Origin of the sequence: Hyphomonas sp. UBA4505 (assembly GCF_002388685.1) — a bacterium.
GTDB lineage: Bacteria > Pseudomonadota > Alphaproteobacteria > Caulobacterales > Hyphomonadaceae > Hyphomonas.
The window spans coordinates 306,904-321,303 of the sequence record NZ_DGMZ01000012.1 but is presented as its reverse complement, the minus strand read 5'-3'; the positions used below and the strand labels follow the sequence as shown (position 1 = coordinate 321,303).

Annotated in this window: 19 protein-coding genes; 12 read left to right on the top strand and 7 right to left on the bottom strand. The window is 60.5% G+C overall.

The genetic code is table 11. The features are described 5' to 3' along the window. Positions 1 to 45: 45 nt before the first annotated feature. Both B3527_RS10655 and B3527_RS10650 read left to right on the top strand, forming a co-directional pair. Positions 46 to 921: a diacylglycerol/lipid kinase family protein gene (locus tag B3527_RS10655; RefSeq protein ID WP_206991208.1), complete on the top strand. Its 876-nt coding sequence runs from the start codon at positions 46 to 48 to the stop codon at positions 919 to 921. After that, the gene (locus B3527_RS10650; protein WP_290480647.1) at positions 921 to 1,709 is read left to right on the top strand and encodes a metallophosphoesterase family protein; all 789 of its coding nucleotides are present in this window, start codon (positions 921 to 923) and stop codon (positions 1,707 to 1,709) included. Before B3527_RS10655 ends, B3527_RS10650 begins: the two co-directional genes overlap by 1 nt. A 13-nt stretch (positions 1,710 to 1,722) precedes the next feature. Here B3527_RS10650 and B3527_RS10645 read toward each other — a convergent pair whose 3' ends face one another. Further along, on the bottom strand, positions 1,723 to 2,631 hold the full coding sequence (locus B3527_RS10645; RefSeq protein ID WP_290479853.1) for a LysR family transcriptional regulator: 909 nt from the start codon (positions 2,629 to 2,631) through the stop codon (positions 1,723 to 1,725). 93 nt (positions 2,632 to 2,724) lie between these two features. Here B3527_RS10645 and B3527_RS10640 point away from each other — a divergent pair, with 93 nt between their 5' ends. From B3527_RS10640 to B3527_RS10615, 6 genes are all read left to right on the top strand, one after another. Further along, a complete protein-coding gene (locus B3527_RS10640) occupies positions 2,725 to 3,831 on the top strand; it encodes an S-(hydroxymethyl)glutathione dehydrogenase/class III alcohol dehydrogenase (RefSeq protein ID WP_290479852.1) in 1,107 nt (368 codons plus the stop codon). Between the two features lie 89 nt (positions 3,832 to 3,920). Further along, positions 3,921 to 4,340, top strand: coding sequence for a hypothetical protein (locus tag B3527_RS10635; protein WP_290479851.1), 420 nt, complete (start codon positions 3,921 to 3,923; stop codon positions 4,338 to 4,340). A gap of 22 nt (positions 4,341 to 4,362) precedes the next feature. Continuing rightward, positions 4,363 to 4,893, top strand: coding sequence for a DUF1993 domain-containing protein (locus B3527_RS10630; RefSeq protein WP_290479850.1), 531 nt, complete (start codon positions 4,363 to 4,365; stop codon positions 4,891 to 4,893). Between the two features lie 78 nt (positions 4,894 to 4,971). Next, the gene (locus tag B3527_RS10625) at positions 4,972 to 5,349 is read left to right on the top strand and encodes a VOC family protein (RefSeq protein ID WP_206991202.1); all 378 of its coding nucleotides are present in this window, start codon (positions 4,972 to 4,974) and stop codon (positions 5,347 to 5,349) included. Between the two features lie 123 nt (positions 5,350 to 5,472). Beyond that, positions 5,473 to 5,796, top strand: coding sequence for a hypothetical protein (locus tag B3527_RS10620; protein ID WP_206991201.1), 324 nt, complete (start codon positions 5,473 to 5,475; stop codon positions 5,794 to 5,796). 13 nt (positions 5,797 to 5,809) lie between these two features. Next, a complete protein-coding gene (locus tag B3527_RS10615; protein ID WP_290479849.1) occupies positions 5,810 to 6,283 on the top strand; it encodes a RidA family protein in 474 nt (157 codons plus the stop codon). Positions 6,284 to 6,288: 5 nt separating this feature from the next. Here B3527_RS10615 and B3527_RS10610 read toward each other — a convergent pair whose 3' ends face one another. After that, the gene (locus tag B3527_RS10610) at positions 6,289 to 7,380 is read right to left on the bottom strand and encodes a glutathione S-transferase family protein (RefSeq protein ID WP_290479848.1); all 1,092 of its coding nucleotides are present in this window, start codon (positions 7,378 to 7,380) and stop codon (positions 6,289 to 6,291) included. Between the two features lie 166 nt (positions 7,381 to 7,546). Between B3527_RS10610 and fghA the strand changes: the two genes are divergently transcribed. After that, complete coding sequence (fghA, locus tag B3527_RS10605; RefSeq protein WP_290479847.1) at positions 7,547 to 8,389, top strand: S-formylglutathione hydrolase; 843 nt, start codon at positions 7,547 to 7,549, stop codon at positions 8,387 to 8,389. 20 nt (positions 8,390 to 8,409) lie between these two features. Here the strand turns inward: fghA and B3527_RS10600 are convergent, their stop codons facing one another. Further along, the gene (locus B3527_RS10600) at positions 8,410 to 8,607 is read right to left on the bottom strand and encodes a hypothetical protein (protein ID WP_034810800.1); all 198 of its coding nucleotides are present in this window, start codon (positions 8,605 to 8,607) and stop codon (positions 8,410 to 8,412) included. An 86-nt stretch (positions 8,608 to 8,693) separates the two neighbouring features. Beyond that, positions 8,694 to 10,043: an oxygen-independent coproporphyrinogen III oxidase gene (gene hemN / locus B3527_RS10595; protein ID WP_290479846.1), complete on the bottom strand. Its 1,350-nt coding sequence runs from the start codon at positions 10,041 to 10,043 to the stop codon at positions 8,694 to 8,696. A 118-nt stretch (positions 10,044 to 10,161) separates the two neighbouring features. On the opposite strand from hemN, the gene B3527_RS10590 reads away from it, so the two are divergent. Continuing rightward, complete coding sequence (locus B3527_RS10590; RefSeq protein WP_290479845.1) at positions 10,162 to 10,677, top strand: DsrE family protein; 516 nt, start codon at positions 10,162 to 10,164, stop codon at positions 10,675 to 10,677. 4 nt (positions 10,678 to 10,681) lie between these two features. Here B3527_RS10590 and B3527_RS10585 read toward each other — a convergent pair whose 3' ends face one another. The 3 genes from B3527_RS10585 to B3527_RS10575 form a co-directional block, all read right to left on the bottom strand. Continuing rightward, positions 10,682 to 11,044: a RusA family crossover junction endodeoxyribonuclease gene (locus B3527_RS10585; RefSeq protein WP_206991195.1), complete on the bottom strand. Its 363-nt coding sequence runs from the start codon at positions 11,042 to 11,044 to the stop codon at positions 10,682 to 10,684. Beyond that, complete coding sequence (locus tag B3527_RS10580) at positions 11,041 to 11,352, bottom strand: hypothetical protein (RefSeq protein ID WP_206991194.1); 312 nt, start codon at positions 11,350 to 11,352, stop codon at positions 11,041 to 11,043. Before B3527_RS10580 ends, B3527_RS10585 begins: the two co-directional genes overlap by 4 nt. 139 nt (positions 11,353 to 11,491) lie before the next feature. After that, complete coding sequence (locus B3527_RS10575) at positions 11,492 to 11,995, bottom strand: DUF3592 domain-containing protein (protein WP_290479844.1); 504 nt, start codon at positions 11,993 to 11,995, stop codon at positions 11,492 to 11,494. A 173-nt stretch (positions 11,996 to 12,168) separates the two neighbouring features. Here B3527_RS10575 and fumC point away from each other — a divergent pair, with 173 nt between their 5' ends. Next, positions 12,169 to 13,554, top strand: coding sequence for a class II fumarate hydratase (fumC, locus tag B3527_RS10570; protein WP_206991192.1), 1,386 nt, complete (start codon positions 12,169 to 12,171; stop codon positions 13,552 to 13,554). A gap of 16 nt (positions 13,555 to 13,570) precedes the next feature. Then, positions 13,571 to 14,308, top strand: coding sequence for a class I SAM-dependent methyltransferase (locus tag B3527_RS10565; RefSeq protein WP_290479843.1), 738 nt, complete (start codon positions 13,571 to 13,573; stop codon positions 14,306 to 14,308). Positions 14,309 to 14,400 lie beyond the last annotated feature (92 nt).

Sequence of the window (14,400 nt, the reverse complement as noted above, 5' to 3'; positions counted from 1 at the left end):
GCTGAACGCCGGGAACAAATTTGTCATCTGGCGCGTTCTACGCACATGACCCCAACAAATGTGCTTTCGCGGCTTGGCCGTGTGTCCTGTGTGATCAATCCGCTCTCGGGCAGCACGCCCGAGGGAGCCGCTGATCTCTTGCGTGAAAAACTCTCCGACCTGCCGGACGCTGCGTCGATCCATACGGTCGGTGAGGATGATCTTGCGCTGCTCATGGAAGCGGCGCTCGCTGAAGAGCCGGACACGCTGATTGTCTGGGGCGGGGATGGCACGATTGCCTGCGCGTTGTCGCATGCCGGTCTGCTCGGTCCGGCGGTCCTGCCACTGCCGGGCGGGACGATGAATATGTTGCCCACTCGCGCCCTGGGCGGCGACCATGAGTGGGACGTGCTGATCGATCGCGCGCTGCAGGGCGGCAAGGTACGCCCGATGCCATGTGGCGAGATTGTCGGCGGACCCCGCTTCTTCGTGGCGGCCATGATGGGTGACATGACCCGGTTCACCAATTCACGCGAAGCATTGCGCGAGGGGAAAATTCTTGAGGCCGCGGAGATCGTGCACGACTCTTCGGCTCTGGCTCTGAAATCCAACATTGCCTGGAATGCCCCCGGCAAGGCCGCCGAGACCGCCACCACGCTGACGGTGAACATCAATCCGGATACGCCCGGAAAGCTGGAGATTGCGAGTATTGACCCTCAGGGCTTGCTGGACCTCGCCAAGCTTGGCCTGGAGATGATGTTCGATGGCTGGCGCAATGCTGAGGATGTTGCGCTGAAACTTGCTGACGAGATCGAGGTGCACCAGACCGACAAGGGGCGCATCAATGTCACGCTGGATGGTGAGCTCAAAGAGATGGACACACCGCTGAGGTTCCGGCGGATCGATTCTGCGGTGAAAATCTTCGTTCCAGACATGTCCTGATGACGGTTATTGCACAGATTTCAGACATTCATTTCGGCGCCGAAGACGAAAACGCGATTGAGGCTGCCGAAGCCTGTATCAAATCCACCAAACCTGACATGTTGGTCGTGTGCGGAGATTTGACCCAGCGGGGACGCACTCGTGAGTTCGATGCTGCGGCCGAGTGGCTGGACAGGTTCGACATGCCGAAGCTCGTTGTGCCCGGCAATCATGACACACCCATGTTCAATGTCGCGGCGCGGGCGGCGGAACCCTTCAAACGATTCAAGCGGCGATTCAATCAGCAATTTGAGGTCGTCGAGGCTGGCGGTGCGATCGCCGTCGGCCTCAACACGGCGCGCGGCTGGCAGGCACGGCGGAACTGGGCCGAGGGGTCTGTCAATCTGGACGACCTGGATGAGGCGATTGTTCGCGCGGGCAAGTCACGGGCAGAGGTCAAACTGATTGCCTGCCATCATCCGTTTCATTCCCTGCCGGGTGCGCCGCTCCGCACACGGACCCGCAGAGGCCGACGCGCCAGCGATATGGTGGCGGCGAGCCATGTACAGATGGTGCTGACGGGGCATGTCCACACGCCCTCGGTCGTCGTGCGGCAACGCGCCAATGGTTGCTATCTCGCCGTCTCATCCGGAACGTTATCGGTGCGCCTGCGGGCTGAGCCGCCTTCGTTCAATCTGATCCGGCTGGAAGAGGGAGAGTTGCGGATCGACCGATGCGATATTCATGAAGATGGGCCGAAAATCTCCCGTATGGGCGCGTTTGATGCCAATCTGGAGGCTTGCGCCTAAAAGGGGTGGGGGGTTATCCTCGCAGGTGATGCTGGATGCGCACTTCGAATGCGGGCTGCAATTGTGCGCGGATGCGATCTACCAGCAAGTGCACTTTGGGCTGAAGATGACGGGCTTGGGGATAGACCGCCCAGATGGGTTCTGGCTCGGGCCGGAGTTCCCTGAACAGTTCGACCAGTCGCCCGTTCTCGAGATACGGCGCGACATAAAAAAGTGGTAGCTGTCCGATTCCTTTGCCTGCGAGCAATCCGTCCAGCACGGATGCGCCGGAATTTGAACGCCAATTGCCCCGTGGGCGGAGGGTCTCGTGCTGGCCGCCCTGCCGAAAGCGCCATGTGCTGGAGGAGCCTGTCAGGCAATTGTGGGTTTTCAGGTCGTCAAGCCGTTCGGGCGTGCCGTTGGCGTCCAGATAGGCAGGGGATGCGCAAACCAGAAATTGTCGGCTTGCCACCCGCGAACTGATCAGGCGGGAATCTTCCAGCATGCCGGTGCGGATTGCGAGATCGATGCCCTCGGCGATCAGGTCGACTAGCCGGTTGGAGAGGTCGAGCGTGATCTCTACTTTGGGATAATCCTGGCTGAACTCGCGCACGATGGGCGAGATGTAGCGTTCGCCCAGAGATGTGGGGCAGGTGATCTTGATCTCTCCCTGCGGTTCATTGGTGCCGCCCACCACGGCATACAGCTCGTCCCGCGACTCGATGAGTTGCTGGCAATGGCTGAGCACGGTGCGGCCCGTATCGGTGAGAGAGACTTTGCGGGTGGTGCGATAGAATAGCGGCGCGCCGATGGCGTTTTCCAGTCTGGTAACGGCGCGGCTCACATGCGAGGTTGAGACGTTCAACATTTCCGCCGCGGGCTTGAAGCCCATGCACGTCGCCACAGCCACGAATTCCTCAATACCATCCCAATCCGTTTGCATTATCCCAGTCCTGCAACAATGAATTGCGAATTACGTACTTTATCGCGCAGAGCGCAAGAGTAGTATGGCACCCAAACATTATGGAGCTCCCTCATGAAAACGCGCGCCGCTGTCGCCTTTGAAGCCAAGAAACCGCTGGAAATTGTCGAACTGGATCTGGAAGGCCCGAAGGCCGGGGAAGTCCTGGTCGAGATCATGGCGACCGGCATCTGCCATACCGATGCCTACACGCTGGACGGGCTGGACAGTGAGGGCATCTTCCCGAGCGTGCTCGGCCATGAGGGCGCAGGCATTGTACGCGAAGTCGGCGCGGGCGTGACCAGCGTGCAGGCGGGCGATCATGTGATCCCGCTCTACACGCCGGAATGCCGCCAGTGCAAAAGCTGTCTTTCCGGCAAGACCAATCTCTGTACCGCGATCCGCGCGACGCAGGGCAAGGGCCTGATGCCGGATGGCACGAGCCGGTTTAGCTACAAGGGCAAAACGATCTACCATTATATGGGCTGCTCGACCTTTTCGAACTTCACCGTCCTGCCGGAAATCGCGGTTGCGAAAATCCGCACCGACGCGCCCTTCGACAAGGCCTGCTATGTCGGTTGCGGCGTGACGACGGGCGTGGGCGCGGTGACCAATACGGCCAAGGTTCAGGTCGGTGACAATGTCGTCGTGTTCGGCCTGGGCGGCATCGGCCTCAACGTGCTGCAGGGCGCGAAGATGGCGGGCGCCGACAAGATCATCGGTGTCGACATCAACAATTCCAAGAAGGAATGGGGCGAGAAATTCGGGATGACGCATTTCGTCAATCCGAAGGAGACCGCTGATGTGGTCGCCCATCTCGTCGAACTGACCGATGGCGGCGCGGACTATTCCTTCGATTGTACCGGCAATACGGATGTGATGCGCCAGGCGCTGGAATGCTGTCATCGCGGCTGGGGCACCTCGATCATTATCGGCGTGGCCGAGGCCGGCAAGGAAATCAGCACACGGCCATTCCAGTTGGTCACCGGGCGCAATTGGCGCGGCACGGCCTTTGGCGGCGCGAAAGGGCGTACCGACGTGCCGAAGATCGTCGACTGGTACATGAACGGCAAGATCCAGATCGACCCGATGATCACCCACGTCATGAAGCTGGACAAGATCAATGATGCGTTCGACCTGATGCATGCTGGCGAGAGCATTCGGAGCGTGGTGGTGTATTAGTGTCGCGCCGGCCCGCACAGATTCTCTGCGCAAGCGTGGCCTTGGCGGGCGCTTCGATCGTTTCCGGTTGCATGAGCACCGGCCCGACGATGGATCAGAAATTCTGCAGTGATCTTCAGACGTGGGTCGATTCAGGGCCGCGAACGGGTTCCTCCGCCCGGTATATGCGTCTTGCGGCGTTTCGCGGATCTGAAGACGAAATCATCATGTGGGGCATAGCGACCGATGCGGGATGTGAAGAAGATACCGACTGCCGCGACGAAGCAGACAAACAATTTGTCGGTGAAGTCGCCCCGATGACCCATTATTGGTGGATCAATCAGTTCGCCGAGGCGGCATCTGTTTGCCTGAGCGGAAATCCGAGGATCGGCAAGATTGATCTCCTCGACGATGAGGCCGGACTGCGAGAGTCCATCGCGAGCAGGAATGGAGCCCGCATTGTCATTTCCTGGGATCGCACGGATTGCGATTTCGAAGGCTGCACCACATTTGAAGTGGATTACCGCTGAGTCGCGCTAGAGGGAAAAGCAAATGACCATCGTAAAACGTAATCTCGACATCTACCGCACGCGCCTGATCACGCTGCAGAATATTCTTGGCCGGGCCGAGGCGGAGCTGTTTTCGGACGACGCAGCGAAGACAGCCCTGCTGACGGCGCGGCTGGCCGAGGACATGCTGCCTCTGCCGAACCAGATCTGGTTCACGTGCCGTCAGGCAGAATTACTTCTGGGCAAGCTAAACGACACGCCTGTGAAAGAGTTCGAGGTTGATACGGCGAGCTTCGCGGACCTGAAAGCCCTTGTGGCCGAGACGATTTCCCGGATCGAGGCGCAGACCGACACGAAGGAAAGCTTCGCCGAGGCGAAGACCTCTCTCGAACTGCCAAGCATGCCGACGCTTTCCATGACTGGCCAAGACTATATCGACGAATGGCTGACGCCGAACTTTTATTTCCATCTCGTCACCGCCTACGACATCCTGCGGGCCAAAGGGCTGGCCATCGGCAAAGCAGACTATTTGAGCCATCTGCGTCCGCTGCTGGCGGCGGCTATGGCAAGCTGACGCGGGGGGAGGCCGAAATCCCTCTGGCGCTGTTTCGGCGGCTGAGGCACAAATTCCCCATCCACAAGGAGGAAACACATGTTCAGTCACGTCATGGTCGGCACGAACGATCTGGAAAAATCAAAGAAATTCTACGACGCGCTTTTCAAGTCGCTGGGCGGGCGCGAGGCGATTGTCGATCCGAAGGGGCGACTGATCTATCTCCACAATGGCGGAACATTCCTTGTCACGCCGCCGATTGATGGCGAGCCAGCCTGTCATGCCAATGGCGGCACGATCGGCTTTGCGGTCGACAGCACCGAACAGGCCGATGCCTGGCACAAGGCCGGGATCGAGGCAGGCGGCAAGGCCATCGAAGACCCACCGGGCTGGCGAGAAGGCGGCGGCATGAAGCTCTATCTCGCCTATCTGCGCGATCCGGACGGCAACAAGATCTGCACCATGTTGCGCGGCTAGCGTGGGACGCACGTCAACTTTGGAGGGCGGCGCTGTACGCGTCGCCCTTTTTTGTGCGCGCCAGCCCCCGGAAATTGGCCCCACGGGCTCGACCTTGGCTGCAAAGCGGGTAATGATTTCTCCATGACGGAGTTTACTCACTATACGCTGATTGCGGACGGGCAGGTGTTCGAGCCGAACGCCGATTACGAGACCGAGATCGGTCCGTGCATCATGGGCATGAAGGTCTGGGCGGCCGACCCGGAACAGGCCGCGGACATGATTTCTGTCATCGGCAAGCGGCTTGGCTTCAAGATGGACGGCGAGTTGCAGGTCTATGTGACCGAGCCGGACGTGCCAGCGGAAGACCAGCCCTTCGGATACGATGTTCAGTTCACGACCTATTCAGACCTTGACGATGACGAGGAGGATGGGATCGAGGGCGAAGAGCCAAAATGGATTCACTGAGGGGAAGGCGGACATGATGAGAATTTTGGGGGTGAGCGCGGCGGCCATGCTGTTGAGTGGCTGCGTCGCTATGGATGTTCAGGACATTCAGGTGAACACCTCGCCCGAAGTTTCCCATTTTGCCGGCGTCACCAAAGCGGGAACGGATCTGCCCTTTTCCAAGGCCGTGCGCGTGGACGACGTAATCTATCTATCCGGCGAACTGGGCATTGATCCGGCAACGAATGAACTCGCGTCCGGAGGCGTAGGCCCTGAAACCAGCATGATCTTTGCGAATATCGAACGGACCCTTGCCGAGTTCGATGCCGACCTTTCTGATGTGGTAAAATGTTCAGTTTTCCTGGACGACATGGCGGCTTATGGCGCAATGAACGCGGCTTATGACGCAGCGCTGCCGGACCCCAAACCGGCGCGGTCGACCTTTGGTGTCAATGGTCTGGCTCTTGGGGCAGAGGTCGAGATCGAGTGTCTCGCCGTCACGCCCTGACCCAATCAGGCGAGTGCGAGGCGATAGTCTGCGCGCGCAAGCCGGGCCGGCAGGATGAACTCTTTTAGCGCGCTGCCGCGAACACGTTCCAGCAGATCATCGGCGCGGGCGAGGGCGTCGCCGTCAAGCGCCGCATAGGCGTCGAGCGCTGCCTGCAAACGCCATAGCGGGAAGGTGCGCGCAGCGGCTGGACCTTGCGTATCCTCAATGTCGATCTCGATCTGGCCGACCGCGCGCGGCACATGTGTGCCGGGGGAAGCGGTCTCGGCCCAGTTGGCGAAGAGTTGCGCGGTCTGGTGCAGGGCCGGGAATTGCTCGCGCATCTGGCGGGCGAGGATGGGCACCAGCGTAACGGGGATTTCGTCATTGGCGGGCAGGTCGCCCTGAGGCGGGGAGCCTGCCTTCACGCGCTCGACCCAGTCGGCGACCTTGGGCGCATAACGTCTCATCAGATCACCCGAAGCCGGGTCCCGATAGAGATGCGCATAGAGCGGGCCATAGAGCGCGAAGTCCGCCAGCGTGGCGCGGCCGCCCAGCGCATAGGGATGCACTTCCAGATGCGCGGAGAATTCGCGGAGGAAAGCCTCATAGCTCTGCTCGATCGCCGGTGCAGTGGTCGGCGAGACACCCAGCGGGGGCAGGGCGCCCTTGAAACGTTCGCCATTGCGCTTGCCGATCTCGTATTGCTCCGGCGCCGGGCGGTCCGGGGCCGAGATTGCCCCGAATTCCTGATAGGCCCAGTCTTCATTATAGTTCCAGCGATAGTGCATGGCGGGAATGACCAGCCACTCATCGGCATAGAGTTGCAGCAGCTGGGCGACAAAGGCCTGCACCGGGCCGTCCGGGATCGCAGGTGGGGAGAGGCCTTCGGCGGCTTCGATGTGTTCGATGATGTCGGTCGTGTCCTGGACAATCTCGCCGTCCGGCGTCTTCATCACCGGGATCACGGGCCAGCCGACCGAGGGCAGGATGATGTCGCGATAAACCTGTTGGGTTGCCAGCTCCTCGACATAGTCCACGCCGCGCCAGTCGAGATAGGCGCGCGCCTTGCCCGTGTAGTAACTGACGTCGGCGCCGTACAATGTATAGCCGGGCATAGATCCTCCGAAGGCTTTGGTGGGCTGGGCCCTGTTTTGGGCTAGCGGGGCGAGGCTGGCAAGGCTGACCTCGGGCGACCATGTGCGCGGCGGGGCCTTGTCCTGCAGGCTCAACCGGGCCACATCAGTGAGGTTACTTTCACTCGAATGGACAGGACCTCAGCACATGACCCTCACCCAGGTATCCGCATGGCAATCCTTTGGCGGCACGTTGTCCGTGCATGATCATGAGAGCGCGTTGCAGAACTGTACGATGCGGTTTGCGGTCTATACGCCGTCGCAGGCCGATCCGGAGAAAGTGCCGGTGCTGTGGTATCTCTCCGGCCTGACCTGCAGCTGGGCGAATGTGATGGAGAAATCCGGACTGCAGCGGGCAGCCTCCCGGCACGGAATCATGATTATTGCGCCGGATACGAGCCCGCGTGGCGACGATGTGCCGGATGATGAGGCTTATGATCTGGGTCAGGGCGCGGGCTTCTATCTGACGGCCACGCAAGAGCCTTGGGCGAAGCACTACAAGATGGATCAGTACATCACGGATGAGCTGACCAAGGTGATCGCAGAACACTTTCCTTATGCCGACATGGACCGGCAGGGCATCTTCGGTCATTCCATGGGCGGTCATGGCGCGATCACGCTGCACCTGAAGCATCCGAAAATATACAAATCCTGCTCGGCCTTCAGCCCGATCACCAGCCCGGCGCAGGTGCCGTGGGGCCAGAAGGCTTTCACCGCCTATCTCGGCGAACCTTCCGTGGCATGGGAGCAGTATGATGCGACCGAACTCGTCAAGGAGCGCCAGACCAAGGCAACGATCCTCGTGGATACCGGCACGGCCGACACATTTCTGGAGCGCGAACTGAAGCCGGAAGTCTTCACCGACACCTGCGCAAAGCATGGCCAGCGGCTGGATTACAATATGCGCGATGGCTACGGCCACGATTACTATTTCATCGCGACCTATATGGACGAGCATATTGCCCATCATGCGCGGGCGCTGGGGGCTTAGGCGCTGCAGAGCGTCTCTGGCTAAACCTGTTCAGCTTCCAGAAAAGTGATCAGGTCATCCAGATCTTCCCGAACCAGGAGGCTGGATATTTCGCTGTCGCCACCAAACTCCAGCCACGTGCCGGCTTCGTCATGGGGCCGCAGCATGCGTACATGCTCGATATTCACGACGCGCACCTTGTTATTGTTTTTCTGATGCAGGACCAGGAATTCAGCCATGGGATTTCACGCTCCGGATTGTAGAGCCTGCGTGTAACACCAGATCGAGTATCTGCAAGGGATGCCGCGTGCCCAGACGCGATGGACTAGACTGCCTTGGCATGGCGCCGCGGCGCGGGCTTGTAGCGACCATCAAGACACTGGGCGACCGTGCGCAGGAAAAGGCGTGCGTCTGGTGGTACTTGGATAGTGCTGCCGGCGATCCGGCACAGGCCTGCGGACTGGAGAAAGCGGGCGGTTTCAAGCGCGTCGGCGAGGCTGTCGGGGGCAGCGCCCATTTCGCGGCAGAGCCCGTCCACGTCCACTTCCATCTGGCACATCAGCGTCTCGATGGCGCGGGCGCGCAGGCGGTCATCCTCAGTCAGCGCGACACCACGCTCGACCGGTAGGCGACCCGCTTCAATCGCTGCGCGCCATGCTGTCCGCTCCTTGAAGTTCTGGATGTAACCGCCCGAAAACTGGGAGATTGCCGTGCTGCCTATGCCGACCAGCGTGTCGCATGGATCGTCCGTATAACCCTGGAAATTGCGGTGAAGCGCGCCCGTGCGGGCGGCTTGAGTGAGCGAGTCGTCGGCGCGAGCGAAATGATCAAGGCCAATGGCCTGGTAGCCTGCCAGTTCCAGCGTGCGCGCGCCTGCCTCGGCCTGTTCAAAACGGGCTTCAAGGCCGGGAAGGGCATCTTCGTCGATAGCGGCCTGATGTTTGGCGAACCATGGCACATGCGCGTAGCCGAACAGCGAGATGCGGGCGGCGCCCATCTCGGTGGCGAAATGCGCGGCTTCCTCGACATCCGTGACCGTTTGGTGGGGCAAGCCATACATGAGGTCCATATTGATCGCACCGATCCCTGCTTCATGCAGTCGGGCGATGCCCTCGCTGAGGAGGACTTTCGGCTGAATGCGGCCCACGGCTTGCTGCACGGTGGCGGAGAGCGTCTGGACGCCGAAGCTGACGCGATTGGCGCCGGAGGCCGCCATGGCGTGGATGAAATCCGGGGTCAGGCCACGCGGGTCTATCTCGACCGCGATCTCGGCGCCGGGACGCAGGCCAAAGGCGCGGCTTGCATGCGCGACAAGGTCCTTGAAGTCTTCGGCTAAAAGCGCATTGGGAGAGCCGCCCCCAAAATGCAGGTGCGCCATCCCGTCATGGGCCCCCAGCGCCCTGGCCCAGAGGTCGATTTCGCGATGCAATGTCTCCAGATAGGCAGCAATGCGCATGTAACCATTCGGCACGCTGGTCGCGCATCCGCAATAGAAGCAAAGCTTCTCGCAGAACGGCACGTGAATATAAACTGAGATCGGTTTGTCCGGCGCAGTCTGGCTGGCCCAGATCCCGGCCTCTGTTTCCGCCACCTGCGGCGTGAAATCCGCCGCGGTGGGATAGCTTGTATAGCGCGGGACGGGGCGCGACGCGAAGGGAATCCATGCCTGTTTCATGGCGATGGTCCTAGCAATGGTGGGCGGCCCGGTGACTACGCAAAAGCCCGTATATCAAATGCGGCTCGACGTCGCTGGCGCCACCGCCTAGGGTCAGGGGCACTCAAAGGAGATGTCCATGATACGATCAATCCTTTCCGCTACCGCGGCTTTGCTGCTGGTTGCGCCTGCGCTGGCGGGTCCTGATGATTTCAAACCCGGTATGGCGATCCCTGCTTTCGGGAAGGTGGCGAGTGTGCCGGATGCCGAGCGGCTGTCCAAGGACGCCGTCTTCAAGATCGCATTCGACACGGCGGCGCCTGCTGAGCCGGGCAAGGTGAACCGGACATTGGAAAGCGCAGCGCGTTTCCTGAACATGCACGAGGCGGTCGGTATCCCTGCTGCCAACATCAAGCTGGCGGTGGTTGTGCATGGCGGAGCCTCGGCGGACCTTGTGGCAGGAGCAGGTAACGCGAATGCGCCCTTGGTGGCCGCGCTCGCAAAGCACCGTGTCCGTATTATTCTGTGTGGCCAGACTGCAGCCTATCGCGACATCGAGAAATCAGATTTGCTGCCGGGTGTCGAAATCGCGCTCTCGGCAATGACCGCGCACGCGAAATTGCAACAGGATGGCTATTCGCTGAACCCGTTCTGACGGCTCAGTCCATCGCCTCGGCTTTCAGCCAGATGCCTTCGCGTTCGCCCACGCGCCGCTCGACCAGCAGGCGGGCGACCTGATGGTCATCCTCGAAGACGTTCCCTGTCAGACTGTCGAGCAGGGCCTTGGCGAGATTGTCGAGGTCCATCCAGGGCGCATCGCCTGTGTATTCCATCATGATGTGAACGGAGTAATCCCCATAGCCGGGCCGCAGGGGCGGGAACTCCTTGCGAAAGAATTCCTTGAGCAGGGTCTTGTAATATTTCGCCTGCGTCGTCAGGCCGTGACAGCGCACTTCGAGCGCGCCTTCATCGGTGATGCGCGCGCGCACCTTTCCGGCGGAAACCCATTCGGCAAGGCTCATCCCCGCATCCGATGACGTGACTGCATGCGCGCCTCGACCGCTTCCTTCGAGGCCTTCAGGCCGAGACCCGTTTGTTCGCGCAGCAGTTTGATGGCAAGGATTTTCTTGCGGTCGTCGGTTGCCCGGTCGATCTCGGCCCACTTGGCCTTGGTGACCTTCGACAGGGCTTCTTCGATCTGGGCCTCGGTCATGAGGGGTGGCGAGAAGGAATTAAGTCCGATCCCGCGCACGAGAAAACCGAGCGCGAAGGCCAGCGCGGCGACAAGCAGCGTCGCCGGTTGTGACAGTGCCTGGGCGAGAGCGTTCATGGGCAGTCCTGGCGTCTTCCGGAAATGTATCTCGGTCCGGCCCCGTTGGGCCCCGCGAACCCGCAATCTAGGCGAGGCCGTCAGGACCGCGCAAGACACGAATGGGGGAGAAGGTGGCGCCTGTTGAAGGTCGCCGGGTTCAAAGCTCGGATGCGACCACGCCGCCGGCGATGCCAAGTCCGAACAGTCCGAACAGTGCCATGGACGCTGTAACCACCCAATTGTGGGTGCGATACAGCACAGCCTCTTCGGGGCTGGTGGGGTTCACCCATGCATATATCTGGCGCTGCTCTGCCTGCAATTGGTCGAACCGCCGTTTCAGCTTGCGATGTGCCTTGGCGTCCGAGGAGCGCCGTGACCCGAGATCGACCCGATGGCCGGTATAGGCCTTGCCGTCATACTCGTAGCGGTAGGTCACCTGCGTTTCGTACAATGTCAGCGCGCGTCGCACCTTTGCGCGGATTCCGGACCGGGCCACGCCATCCCGTCCCGTACGAATTTCACTGCTTTCGATCAGGGCTGGTGCCCTTTCCCAGTTGCTGGAGCCGAGATAGCGATAGGTGTTCAGACCGGCCTTTCCGATGAAGAGAAGACCGACGCCGAGCATGACCAGGCTAAAACCGAGAGCTGCAATCGTTTTCATGGCGGCTGACTAGACCACAGGCCTTAATTCCACGTTGCCATGGCCAGATAGGCCGAATGTCGCCTTGCAGCGGCGCATGGCCGTGCTACACCGCGCCGGTTCTCAGGTTTTCTACAGGGCCATCCGGCGCCAAGGGTGTCCTGTCCAACTTATTCTCGAAGGAGCTTGCACTCATGACGACGCGCACCGAAACCGACACGATGGGCCCCATCGAGGTCTCCGATGACGCCTATTGGGGCGCGCAGGCTCAGCGCAGCCTCGGAAACTTCAAGATTGGCTGGGAAAAACAGCCAGAGCCGATCATCCGCGCCCTTGGCATCGTCAAGAAGGCCGCCGCTGAAGCCAATATGGACCTCGGCAAGATGGATCCCGAACTGGGCAAAGTGATCGTGCAGGCCGCCGAAGAAGTCATTGAAGGCAAGCTGAACGATCATTTCCCCCTCGTCGTCTGGCAGACCGGGTCGGGCACGCAGTCCAACATGAATTCGAACGAAGTGATCTCGAACCGCTCCATCGAGATTCTGGGGGGCGAAAAGGGCTCAAAGAAGCCGGTTCACCCGAACGACCATGTGAACATGTCCCAGTCGTCGAACGACACGTTCCCGACGGCGATGCACATCGCGTGCGTTGAGGAAGTCGTTCATCGCCTGGTGCCGGCGCTTCAGGTTCTGCACAATGCGCTCGATTCCAAAGCCAAGGAATGGGCCGACATTATCAAGATCGGCCGCACGCACACGCAAGACGCAACGCCCGTCACGCTCGGCCAGGAATTTTCCGGTTACGCGCAGCAGCTGGCCAATGGCATCGAGCGCATCGAACTGACGCTGCCAAAGCTGATGGAACTCGCGCAAGGCGGCACGGCCGTCGGCACGGGCCTCGCCTCGCCGGTCGGATTTGCAGAAAAGGTCGCCGAGAAGATCGCTGGCATTACCGGCCTGAAATTCACGACCGCACCGAACAAGTTCGAAGCGCTGGCCGCGCATGACGCGATGGTGTTCACGCATGGGGCGATCACCACCGTGGCCATGTCCTGCTTCAAGATTGCCAATGATATCCGTTTCCTTGGGTCCGGCCCGCGTTCCGGCCTTGGCGAACTGGCCTTGCCGGAAAACGAGCCGGGCAGCTCGATCATGCCGGGCAAGGTCAACCCGACCCAGTGCGAAGCGCTGACCCAGGTGTGCGCGCACATTCATGGCAACAATGCCGCCATCGGCTTTGCCGACAGCCAAGGCCATTTCGAGCTGAACGTGTTCAACCCGATGATGGCCTACAACTTCCTCCAGTCGGTGCGCCTGCTTGCCGATGCGGCGGTGAGCTTCACGGAGAATTGCGTTGTCGGAATCGAGCCACGGCTCGAGAATATCCAGCGCGGCCTCGAGAATTCCCTCATGTTGGTGACGCCGCTGAAGGAAAAGTATGGCTACGACCGCGCTGCCAAGATCGCCAAGACGGCCCACAAGAACGGGACGACGCTTCGCGAGGAAGCGATCAAGGACGGCATTCCCGGCGAAGATTTCGACAATATCGTCGATCCGTCCAAGATGATCTCGCCTGGCTGATATGCTATGAGCGGGCATGCTGGATTTTGATCCCGAGACGTTTGGCGCGCTCAATGCGGATGATTATGACGCCCTCCATGATCCGGGGACGACGGAGGATTCTGTCGCCCTGATTGCGGAGCTGGCTGGTAAGGGCCGCATTCTTGAGTTGGTAATCGGCACAGGTCGCATGGCCCTGCCACTGGCAAAGCGCGGCTTTGCCATATCCGGCATCGAAGGCTCCGCCGCCATGGTGGAGAAACTGCGCGAAAAGCCGGGCGGGGCAGACATTCCGGTCGTCATCGGCGATATGGCCGACTGTGCCATAGACGGCGATTTCGAGTTTGCTTTCCTCGTCTTCAACACGCTGTTCAACCTGACAAGTCAGGACGCTCAGGTGCGCTGTTTCCGCCATGTTGCTGACAGGCTGGTACCCGGCGGTGGGTTTCTGGTGGAAACCTTTGTGCCGGATTTTTCCGGGTATCACGACAATCAGAGCATGCGCACGACGCAGATTGGCTTCAAGTCCCTTTGGTTTGAAGCGAAGATGCATGATCCAACCCGGCAAGTGATCCAATACCAGCGCGTGAGTATCGCCGAGGGCGGTACAAAACTTGTGCCGCTGGTCATGCGCTATGCCTGGCCGCAGGAAATGGACCTGATGGCAGAGTTGGGCGGCCTGATGCTGGAACACCGCTGGGGCGGATGGAAGCGAGAGCCTTTCACCCCCGAAAGCAGGATGCACGTTTCATTGTACAGGAAACCGGCAGACTGAAGTCTCCCGGCCAGTTTCTTCACGCCTGCGGTTGCGCCGCAGGGGGAAGATCGCCATACGGCGGCAAACATCTTCCTGCCCTCAGATCGAAG

Coding starts and splice junctions, on each gene's coding strand:
- B3527_RS10645 (WP_290479853.1), bottom strand. CDS start 2,631: ATGCAAACGGATTGGGATGGTATTGAGGAATTCGTGGCTGTGGCGACG.
- B3527_RS10630 (WP_290479850.1), top strand. CDS start 4,363: ATGACCATCGTAAAACGTAATCTCGACATCTACCGCACGCGCCTGATC.
- B3527_RS10650 (WP_290480647.1), top strand. CDS start 921: ATGACGGTTATTGCACAGATTTCAGACATTCATTTCGGCGCCGAAGAC.
- B3527_RS10640 (WP_290479852.1), top strand. CDS start 2,725: ATGAAAACGCGCGCCGCTGTCGCCTTTGAAGCCAAGAAACCGCTGGAA.
- hemN (WP_290479846.1), bottom strand. CDS start 10,043: ATGAAACAGGCATGGATTCCCTTCGCGTCGCGCCCCGTCCCGCGCTAT.
- B3527_RS10620 (WP_206991201.1), top strand. CDS start 5,473: ATGACGGAGTTTACTCACTATACGCTGATTGCGGACGGGCAGGTGTTC.
- fumC (WP_206991192.1), top strand. CDS start 12,169: ATGACGACGCGCACCGAAACCGACACGATGGGCCCCATCGAGGTCTCC.
- B3527_RS10585 (WP_206991195.1), bottom strand. CDS start 11,044: ATGAGCCTTGCCGAATGGGTTTCCGCCGGAAAGGTGCGCGCGCGCATC.
- B3527_RS10610 (WP_290479848.1), bottom strand. CDS start 7,380: ATGCCCGGCTATACATTGTACGGCGCCGACGTCAGTTACTACACGGGC.
- B3527_RS10625 (WP_206991202.1), top strand. CDS start 4,972: ATGTTCAGTCACGTCATGGTCGGCACGAACGATCTGGAAAAATCAAAG.
- B3527_RS10615 (WP_290479849.1), top strand. CDS start 5,810: ATGATGAGAATTTTGGGGGTGAGCGCGGCGGCCATGCTGTTGAGTGGC.
- B3527_RS10655 (WP_206991208.1), top strand. CDS start 46: ATGACCCCAACAAATGTGCTTTCGCGGCTTGGCCGTGTGTCCTGTGTG.
- fghA (WP_290479847.1), top strand. CDS start 7,547: ATGACCCTCACCCAGGTATCCGCATGGCAATCCTTTGGCGGCACGTTG.
- B3527_RS10575 (WP_290479844.1), bottom strand. CDS start 11,995: ATGAAAACGATTGCAGCTCTCGGTTTTAGCCTGGTCATGCTCGGCGTC.
- B3527_RS10580 (WP_206991194.1), bottom strand. CDS start 11,352: ATGAACGCTCTCGCCCAGGCACTGTCACAACCGGCGACGCTGCTTGTC.
- B3527_RS10565 (WP_290479843.1), top strand. CDS start 13,571: ATGCTGGATTTTGATCCCGAGACGTTTGGCGCGCTCAATGCGGATGAT.
- B3527_RS10635 (WP_290479851.1), top strand. CDS start 3,921: ATGGATCAGAAATTCTGCAGTGATCTTCAGACGTGGGTCGATTCAGGG.
- B3527_RS10600 (WP_034810800.1), bottom strand. CDS start 8,607: ATGGCTGAATTCCTGGTCCTGCATCAGAAAAACAATAACAAGGTGCGC.
- B3527_RS10590 (WP_290479845.1), top strand. CDS start 10,162: ATGATACGATCAATCCTTTCCGCTACCGCGGCTTTGCTGCTGGTTGCG.